We start from the raw sequence: 1205 nt of genomic DNA on the forward strand, positions 1-1205 counted from the left end.
GCTTTTCACTAAACTTAGAAAAAATATGAAAAATCATATTATGAAAATGGAAGATAAGATTTTACTCCGAAAAAGAGCCATAATTGAAACGATTAATGATGAACTAAAAAACCATTGTCAAGTGGAACACACCCGACACAGAAGCGTCAATAATTTTATGATCAATATCTTGGGAGGACTAACAGCCTATTGTTTCTTTCCAAAAAAACCGTCACTCAACTTGAAAAAGGTAAATGACGGTCAATTATTTTTGAACTTCGCTTAACCCGAACTCAGGTTAATAAGTATTGTATTTAAAGCATCTTCCACATATTTCTCATATCAAATAAAACTATCAATTTCTAGGTAAATAATACGAAAATATATAACTGTGATAGCAAGATCCAATAACATTTGATTGATTTTATAATAAGAAGGTGGAGTAAGAATATAATCTCAAATTTTATAATTTTGCTTAAATTGATCTAAACTATCTAAATTTTTAAGATGAGAGAGTACTGAAGAATTTTTTTCCAAAAAATTTATATATATAGTAGTTATTTTACCGCCAGAATGGGTGTACAAATTCCTTCTCTTGTTATATTCAAGTATAGAGAGAAATATCTTATCACCTAATATATTACCAATATTGCTATATTGATTATTTAGTTCTTCAATCCATGATTTAAAGTCTCCTTTCATATAATCATTTTGAAAATGACTATTATATAATCTAAAAAAGAAAGTTTCAAAAAATTGAAATGAAGTAATAATTGCTGAATTTACTATAAGAGATACAGAATCTTTTGTTTGTTTAAGTGATTGAAAAATCCATGCAATTTTCTGTAAATTTTCTTTCTTGTTTTTAAGAGGTAATTGTAACTTAATATTATTTTCATGAATTTTTATTTCATCTAATTTATAATCTAAAGATTCTAAAAACCATTTATCATATACTAAACTTTGTTGCATATAATCTCTATAAAATTCTATAATTTTAGATTTTATTGCCATTCAAATATGAAATAAAAATTAAAAATTTAATATAGATTAGATAGTATAATTAATAAAACAATAGAAAAATACTATTAAAGTTATTTAACATTTTATACAGATAAAAATAACCATGGATATGCAAATAAAAATTCCAGTATAAGTTAAGCTACATTTTGATAAATTTTGTTTTGATTGTTAAACTCTTCAATAGTTTGATAATTCAAAGCACT

Annotated in this window: 2 protein-coding genes; one reads left to right on the forward strand and one right to left on the reverse strand. The window is 23.9% G+C overall.

Annotation, left to right across the window (positions count from 1 at the left end):
• A partial coding sequence (locus tag DRF58_RS18070) for a transposase (protein WP_157966701.1) occupies window positions 1-265 on the forward strand: 265 nt, incomplete at its 5' end.
• A gap of 170 nt (window positions 266-435) precedes the next feature.
• On the opposite strand, the gene DRF58_RS18075 is transcribed toward DRF58_RS18070, so the two are convergent.
• Complete coding sequence (locus tag DRF58_RS18075) at window positions 436-993, reverse strand: hypothetical protein (RefSeq protein WP_116037337.1); 558 nt, start codon at window positions 991-993, stop codon at window positions 436-438.
• Window positions 994-1205: the final 212 nt, after the last annotated feature.

It is taken from the genome of Epilithonimonas hispanica (assembly GCF_003385395.1).
Lineage (GTDB): Bacteria > Bacteroidota > Bacteroidia > Flavobacteriales > Weeksellaceae > Epilithonimonas > Epilithonimonas hispanica.